Annotated in this window: 5 protein-coding genes; 1 reads left to right on the top strand and 4 read right to left on the bottom strand. The window is 32.9% G+C overall.

The features are described 5' to 3' along the window. Positions 1-554: 554 nt before the first annotated feature. The 4 genes from P618_RS02470 to P618_RS02480 form a co-directional block, all read right to left on the bottom strand. Positions 555-929, bottom strand: coding sequence for a hypothetical protein (locus tag P618_RS02470; protein WP_156918971.1), 375 nt, complete (start codon positions 927-929; stop codon positions 555-557). 264 nt (positions 930-1,193) lie between these two features. Then, positions 1,194-1,334 carry a hypothetical protein gene (locus P618_RS07815; RefSeq protein WP_156918972.1) on the bottom strand — a complete coding sequence of 47 codons (141 nt, stop codon included), beginning with the start codon at positions 1,332-1,334 and terminating at the stop codon, positions 1,194-1,196. A 386-nt stretch (positions 1,335-1,720) separates the two neighbouring features. Continuing rightward, positions 1,721-1,993 carry an exodeoxyribonuclease VII small subunit gene (locus P618_RS02475; protein WP_021827641.1) on the bottom strand — a complete coding sequence of 91 codons (273 nt, stop codon included), beginning with the start codon at positions 1,991-1,993 and terminating at the stop codon, positions 1,721-1,723. Next, the gene (locus P618_RS02480) at positions 1,986-3,785 is read right to left on the bottom strand and encodes a protein-disulfide reductase DsbD family protein (protein WP_021827642.1); all 1,800 of its coding nucleotides are present in this window, start codon (positions 3,783-3,785) and stop codon (positions 1,986-1,988) included. Before P618_RS02480 ends, P618_RS02475 begins: the two co-directional genes overlap by 8 nt. A 1,112-nt stretch (positions 3,786-4,897) precedes the next feature. Here P618_RS02480 and P618_RS02485 point away from each other — a divergent pair. Further along, positions 4,898-6,766, top strand: a complete 1,869-nt coding sequence (locus P618_RS02485; RefSeq protein ID WP_021827645.1) for a hypothetical protein — start codon at positions 4,898-4,900, stop codon at positions 6,764-6,766. The last annotated feature ends 669 nt before the right edge of the window (positions 6,767-7,435 follow it).

Raw genomic sequence — 7,435 nt, forward strand, 5'->3', positions numbered from 1 at the left:
TGAATTTATGGGAAGTATACTGCATGGAAATGCCAAGACGACGCTTCGAGTCCGAAAAGAAATACAAAACTCTGTACAGAGTGAAAAAAAAGATTCCCAATTTCATGGGCTCTAATCTGCATTGATGCCTTAAAAGAAATGGTCTAAATGCCTTACCCAAAAAAAGAGTCGGCTCCTGAAAAAAAGAAATTTATCCCTTTGGATTTGTTCATATTGACAGTACAGAAGGTTCTCACAGATCAAGGGAAATGCGTTTTTGTAGGCCATTGATCGGGCCACAAAGTACGTTTATGTCGAGCTCCATTCAAAGGCGTCGGTTAACGAGTCAAGTGCATTTTTGAAAAATCTGATCGCCCATTGTCCTTTTAAAATAACGAAAATTTTCACAGACAATGGGGCTCAATTTACCTATGAACTGTTTGCGCAACACCTGAAGCCAAAAAACAAAACGCACCGCCTTTGATGTGATGTGCAAGGAGCATAACATTGAACACAGGCTCACCAAATTCAAGCATCCTTGGACCAACGCTCAGGTCGAAGTCACCACAGGATCCTCAAACACTACACAACAAAGGCTGGGTCTCAAAATTTTGAGTTTGCTTTAATTCAATCAAAAAATCTTCAAAAAATCTGGAATCATATTCACCGAACTTCCTTAGATTATTTACTAATGCATTTAGTATACCTGGATGGATCCTCGGTTTTTCCTTAAGCTCCTCATCTTCTTTCCACAGAAAATCTTGCCAAAGATTATCAATTAATCGGTCTATTTCGAAGTTACATTGCTTATTTGTAACAAATTTTTTATCATTCACTTCTTGTATTACGCTCGTTGATGTTTTGTTCGTCGGATGGCAATTAGCGTACAGATTTGAAACTAACAATGAATGCATCACAAATACGTAAAATAAATTTGATTTTTTAAACACTAATATATATATTTCTTTTATTATACTTACATTATAAAATTAAAGATTTTTGGTGTCGTAAGCGCACACCAAAGCTTGATTGATCCGTATACCATAGGGGATTCCCTTCTTGGAAACTTTAGTAGGTCTCGTCATGCGTCCTAGGTGATGTCTTGTATTACTATGATCTTGCTCTATACAGTGCCTGATTTTCCAATACTATGGCGATTTTTTGGTAGAACTTTAGAGAAAGCATCCCAGTCATCAGTATAAAATGTGCAATTTTCAGATGTTTGACTTTTTCGTAAAGTTGTGTGAATGTTGCAGCATCACGATTTCCTGTAAAGTTATCCGTGTGCTACGATCAACAGCTTTGATAATCCAGAGTTTTTGACTTCTTTTTTTGGAAAAAATGCCACATTTCATCAAATTTCACTGCTTGAATGTGACCTGAAACTTCAGATCCTTGTATTTTTTCCATCTTTGCCACCACCCACCTATAATAAAAGGAGAATAATGCCTTAGCTAAAAAGTATAAAATGACGCATAAAGCTTTTCTGACAGCCGTTTCCCTTTTGCCTCTTTTGCCACCTTTAACAAAGGTATAACCTCATTCCTTACACTTATAGCTCTGAATCTTGCGTACTATACCGCTCCTTATGCAGTTTTCGGAATTAAACTTCTTGCAATGCATTGCTGATGACCTTAATACGACACTATAGTCGTATTTTGACAAAACTATCTAAACATCAAAACTCTCAAAATTATAATTTTAAATTTTTAAAACAAATCAATGCTTGAAAAAGTTTCATTCAAGAATGATTCGATGTATCTTCAGAGTCTAAGGCAATTGAGTGAACAGATGTATCTTCTTCTACATTTCGATTTACTTGCTCCATTCTAAGCTTTGCATGCTTAAGTAACTCATCGCAGTGCTTACGCAGTTTAGTTCCTCGCTCGTAAGCTACGACCGATTCTTCTAACGTCAAGCCTCCTGATTCAAATTTTCGAACAATTTCTTCCAACTGTTTCATAGCTGATTCAAAGGATAAAGAAACGATAAGTGGGTCTTGGCAATTAGACATGTTCTATTACTCCTTTTGATTTTGATATAAATGTTTTATTAAACGGAAAAGCAAAGGAAATCGTCCGTGTAGAAAAATCTTGATTTTTTTTATTAAACAAAATCAACACATCTTCGATTTCTTTTACAGTTAACAGCTCACTCAAAACAATTCCCCCTGGAAAATCTTTAGAAATAAAAACATTAAAAGGAATGGCCGCGCGAGAAAAAGATTTTAATAGTGCCGTAATTTCATCAGAACCTTTACTATAATCTGCACGCATGCATACCATGTTTGGCTTTCCAAGAAGAGTCTGGATTTTAGGATTTAAAAAAACTTGTTTATTAAGCATACATGTTAAACATCCTGTTCCTGTGACGTCAATAAATACAATTCGCCCCGCTTGTATTGCTTGGCGCATTAAACTTTGACTCCATGAAATCCAATGAATTTTTCCATCCTGCATAGATATTTTTTGAGTAGATTGTTGACTAAAAAATGGCAACAAAAACAATCCTATCCCAGCTATACTAGGTAATGCAAACAATAAAATACTTCTCCATAATAACGATAAACGATAAGTTAAGAAATAGTGCAATAAGGGTACAGAAGCCATTAAAACCAGTAATCCCAGAGCTAATTGCTGCATAAATCCTGAAAGAAACGATCTCAAAGGCCACCATACTAGCCAGGTAGCGGCTCCTAAAAAAGAAACGCCTATGAGCCTTTCTAAGAGCACCATCCATCCTCCGGGCTTTGGAAGGAAACGGTAGATAGGAAACACAAAACCGATAACATAAGGAAAAGCAAACCCAAGTGCAATTGCAGTATACCCATATAAAATCTCTTGAGCTGTTCCGCACAAAAAGTATCCTAGTGCAGGACCTAAAAAAGGAGCAGAACACGGAGTAGCTAAAATTACCGCTAATAATCCAGATCCAAGAGCACCAAGAGAGGTTCTATAATCTTTGGGAACAAAACGAAGTGTCCATCTTGGAATATTAAACTGAAACAGCCCCAAAAGACTGTAAGAAGAAACAACCATAATCAAGCATAGCGCAATTAAAAAATAGGGATTTTGCAAATGAATTCCCCAGCCCACTTCTCGTTGAAAAACAAATTTTAATAAGATCGTGGCAATGGCTAGTAACCAAAATCCTAAAAAAATTCCAAAACTTGTCATTAAAAATGTTCGTCGTAGTAAAAAAGGAGAGACCTTTGATAGTCCCTTAAGTTTTAACCCCAATACAGGTAGAACGCAAGGCATAACATTTAATATAGCGCCCCCCAAAAATGCAAAAGATAACATTTTCCATATTCCCCCTTGAAATTTTTGAGAAGCATTCAAGGGTAAAGAAAGAGAAGATCTTACAACTTTACACACACTAGAACAGCACTGTCCTTGAAATTCAATGTTCAATTCTCCTCCATTTCTATCCTTTAATTGAACGTACAGCATAGCAAATACATGGTGACGATAGACTTGTCCTCTTTGATTTTCTTGAAACCATGCAATAGTTGCAGGCCAAAAAACTTGTACGTTAGAAATATTTTTAGAATTTTTCCAAGAAATTTTTGGAGGATTAATTAATGTATCCCCAATGCTGTTCGGCCCCATCAATTTCCAATGAGGTGCAATTAAAATTTTTAAAGGAACTTTTACGTAAGTCGCTGTCTCGTATGTTGGTTCTCCCCACTTTAAATCTATTATAGACTCAGGAGAAGCAACAAGATTAAAAATACTGAGAAAACAAAAAAGTAAAACGAAAGAAGCAATTTTAAAAAGAAAAAATTGTTTTTTACGCAAACTCAAAAAAATTAAGAATAACTTGAATAAAATTATATATGAATGATTTTAGTTATGCAAATAATTAACAACTTATTTATGGCTGACCATAGATGAAATGTAAACAACCATTTTAAGCTATTTACATCGAAACGAATACATCGTATATCAAACTATAGTAAATTAAGTGAAGATTTATGAATACATAAAGCAGGACATTCAGTTAATCAAAGAAAAAGATTCTGAGTATGTGATCTTAAAATTTTCTTCTAAAAATCACACTTATCTTCATAAGCTTCATCTTAATTTGTTACAAATGAAAATTAAATAAATTTAGACAGAACTTTTAAAGTAAATAAAATTTATTTTCAAAATGAAGAAAATAAAAAAGCTCGGCAAAAATATTATACTATTTCCCTAAATTAATTTAGTTAAATAATTTACAGAGCATGTTTTTAAAATACCCTCAGTTGATAGAGATTTGATAAAATTGCATACAGATTTGCTTAAATCATCGAGGTTACCATAGATTCTATTTTTAATCGTGTGCGTCTCAGTATACTCTCAGAATCTTTCAATAGGATTGAGTTCAGGTGAATAGAGCAGGTAGACTATCTTCTATATTGCTTGACACCTCAAGCTGGTTATTACATATGAGTGGGTAGGTTTTTTTAGAAATCTTCCTGAAGAAAAACATGTTTATGGGAAAGATCTTACATTTCCAAAGATCTTACATTTCCAAAGATCTTACATTTCCAAAGATCTTACATTTCCAAAGATCTTACATTTCCAAAGATCTTACGTTTCCTATTGAATCAACACACAGTGTTCGACGTCCATTGGCGTGCTTTAAAAGAAAGGCAAAATGATCTTCTCATATGTCATGGTATGGTTGACAAGACAATGAAACCGTTTCATTACTTTCAAGATAACCTAAAAAATGTCAGTTTATATGTGCTCGCATTATGATCATTCTTTAGTTAAATGTCTTCTATGACCTTTATGTACCTTTCTAATTTATTCTTTTATCCTCCTGGATTGTATATTTTTTGATTGTTTTTTTATTTTTATTAATCTTGATTTAATATTGTTTTTGTGTTAATATTTCAAAGATGATAAGATACATTATGTATACGAAAATGAAAATTTTACTTCAAACTAAACTATTTTTTATTTTTTTTATGTCGTGCTCTTTTGATACTTATGCTTGGATTCATCAGCAAACGGAAGAAAATTTGATACAAAAAACAAATCAAGAAGAAAATCAAGAATTCGAACAGATTAAAAAAAGAATCACTATCAAAATTAAAGACATTATTTGTAATTCCAAAGAATTAGTTCCATCTCAAGCTCATACTCTTAAACTTAAAGAAAGTGAAATTTATAGAAATATTCCGATCATATTAACGGATATAAGAAAAAAATTTGGGATTTCCGCTGTTATTGCGTATGAATACAGCGTAGATCAGTTTAAGCAAAGTTTTGAAACAAGTACACCAGACGGACATGGTGGTATTCAACCAAAAATGATTAATCATGTCATTCAAGCTTTTTCTAAGGGAGCAGGTCTTGAGGCAAATTTAGAGTTTATTCTTAATGATGAAATTAATACGAAAGCAAATCCTACCTTTTTAGAGAGACAATTAATCACTCTTTTTCCTTTCTTCGAAGACAAGCATTCTGATGGGGTCAAAAAAATAATAAAAGAAAAAATTCAACAAGAAAAAGATCTATCAGAATACGATATATCTAGAATTTTAAGAGATAGCTTTTCATCTGTTTTTCTTACAAGCGCTTTTCCATTTAAAAGTTTTGAGCTTTATTCTTCAGAATGGTGCAAAGGTCTATTTTCTAAAAGTATAGATAAAAATATTCAAAAAAGAAAAGAAAATCAAAATTTTTCTCCCATTAACGAAGCATCAAGAGATCGTTCAGAGGTTTTAGCCATGGTTGATCGGTACAAAATAGAACTGCATTTTATGGATCATGCTTCTACTTACAAGCACTGCCTGTTCTCAACAATAAAAGATAGTTTATTTGATCTACAGCGTATTTACGGAGATTCATCTTTGGCTGTTTTTAATTTTATAGAGCAATATAAAATTCAAATGAACAAAATAGTATCAATGGGAGCGTTATATTACAATCTTGAAGATCATTTTGAATTTTGTTTAGATCAAACAAAACGTATGGTGCACAAGAGAATTGCAGATAATCAACACGCTCCGTACAATTTTGGATGGGACCTTTTATGTCTTTTCGTCAATAATTTTGAAGACGGAGCTCAAGATCAGAAAGAATGTTCTGAAAATGAAGCTTATTTAGGAAGCTTGATGCGCAATGTACACCAATTAAAAGAAGTCGGGTTTTCTGAAGAACAATTAACGAAACTTTTAAAACATCTTTTAAGAAATGAAACTCAGGAAACTGGCAGAATTAAGGTTTTTGAAGGCATTTACGAAAAATTTTCAGAAATAAAAATTAAGCAAAATTTAGAAAATAAAAAAAATTCTCTTGACATCTTACGTAAAGCATTTGTCGCTTTTCCAGAATTGTATCAAGAAAAGAATGTAACAATAATGAATGCCTTATTAGGTATTTTACCTGAAGCAGATAAAGAAGATCTTTCTGATCAAAAACGAGAACTCTACGAGCAAAAACTTTTTGGTATTTTTCGCGTTGCAGATTGGAAAAGGTATGCAAAGCGTGATTGTTGCTCAAGTGGTTTTGTGATAAATGTGAGAGAAATTCTTGAATCACATACGCAAGCGCAAAGAAAAAAAGAAACTCCTAAGGAATATGATGAATTGATAGAAAAGATTTCTGCTTTGTTTCCTGAAAAAGATACATCCTTTTTAGGTTTAGTCAAAACAGTAATGGATGAACATGCAATTTCTGAAGAGGATGCCTTTGGAATGATTCAAATGACACACAACAGTCTTCAAGAACAAAAAGAAGTCGAAGCAAAAATAATTTCTGCATTCTTGCATAAGGAACAACAACAATAAAAAAACAATCGTTCAAAATAATCTCAATAAATAATAATGAAAACAAAATATATTTATCGACATAAGATAGGCGCACTGGGCGCGCCCTAGTGGAGTCTGTCAAAAAAGCTTTTTTCTTTTTTGGAAATTCTTATGCAAAATTATACAATAAATTAAGTTGATATTTATGAATAGTGAGCTGTACTTAAGAAAAAAACACAAACCTCATATAGTCAAGATTTTTGAAAAAAGTCACAGAGTATGTGAATAAAAGTAATAGTTTTCGTAGCCCATCGATAAAGTTTGAGATTTTTTTCAAATATTATGATGAATGTAGATAAGAGACGCACATCAGAAGGGCACTGTTTATCAAAAAAGCGTGAGGGGGTAAAGAAAAGTTTTAATTTATGTAATAGATCAGAAATGGAAAAGCGCTTTGGTATGAGCGCTTCTGGAGCATTTACGGGTTTCGTAAAAATTCTATAGCTTAAAAAAGTTGAGACATTTAACTAAAGAACTGATGTTACGCAGCAATAGTTGATTTCTGCTTGAAATAATCATATTTTTCGTCTGTAAGTTTTTAAGGACAAAAAATGAAACTGGATCTTCTTGATATGTATAGCGACTATTTGATAAGTCAAAATCACTATGCAACATCGACTGGTTTAGCCAATATTGTTTCAAGGCGAA

The organism is Holospora obtusa F1 (assembly GCF_000469665.2).
Taxonomy (GTDB): domain Bacteria; phylum Pseudomonadota; class Alphaproteobacteria; order Holosporales; family Holosporaceae; genus Holospora; species Holospora obtusa.

Coding starts and splice junctions, on each gene's coding strand:
- P618_RS02485 (WP_021827645.1), top strand. CDS start 4,898: ATGAAAATTTTACTTCAAACTAAACTATTTTTTATTTTTTTTATGTCG.
- P618_RS07815 (WP_156918972.1), bottom strand. CDS start 1,334: ATGAAATGTGGCATTTTTTCCAAAAAAAGAAGTCAAAAACTCTGGATT.
- P618_RS02475 (WP_021827641.1), bottom strand. CDS start 1,993: ATGTCTAATTGCCAAGACCCACTTATCGTTTCTTTATCCTTTGAATCA.